This window comes from Methylobacterium sp. 37f, from assembly GCF_023093475.1.
Classification (GTDB): Bacteria; Pseudomonadota; Alphaproteobacteria; order Rhizobiales; family Beijerinckiaceae; genus Methylobacterium.
Genome location: NZ_JAGHKN010000132.1, coordinates 1 through 411, shown reverse-complemented (window position 1 = coordinate 411; position 411 = coordinate 1). Strand labels below are relative to the sequence as shown.

Here is a 411-nt window from a genome sequence, read left to right as displayed (position 1 = left end):
GAGCGCCGCGGACTAGCGCTGGAGCTGCGGCAGCGGAACACGCGCGGTGACGCGCAACAGCCCCTTGCGTTCGGGCAGAGGTTTCTCCGGGTGTGCGTCATCGAAGAACACCACCACTCGGTGATCCTGATCGACATACCCGAAGCGAAAGCCCGGGACGCAGCTGGAACCCGAGAGAGCGTCGCTCGCCTCGCCGGGATTTGGGTACTTCGAGGAAGTGCAGCGGATGAGATTTTGTTCGCTCATGATGGGTCGGCTAGACGGGCAGTACTGCCGCCTCGCGTTGCAAGAATTGTTGGCCCGCCTCCCGGATCAACTCCGTCGTGATGCCCTGCATGTAGCTGGGAATCAGGAACGGAACGATCGAGGGATGCGAACTGAATTCGAAGAAGAAGACGGTGGAACAGCGGC

Annotated in this window: 1 protein-coding gene; it reads right to left on the bottom strand. The window is 61.3% G+C overall.

The window, feature by feature from the left end; all coding sequences use genetic code 11:
* Nucleotides 1–12: 12 nt before the first annotated feature.
* Nucleotides 13–246, bottom strand: a complete 234-nt coding sequence (locus tag J7U37_RS24965; protein ID WP_012435694.1) for a hypothetical protein — start codon at nucleotides 244–246, stop codon at nucleotides 13–15.
* Nucleotides 247–411: the final 165 nt, after the last annotated feature.

Coding starts and splice junctions, on each gene's coding strand:
- J7U37_RS24965 (WP_012435694.1), bottom strand. CDS start 246: ATGAGCGAACAAAATCTCATCCGCTGCACTTCCTCGAAGTACCCAAAT.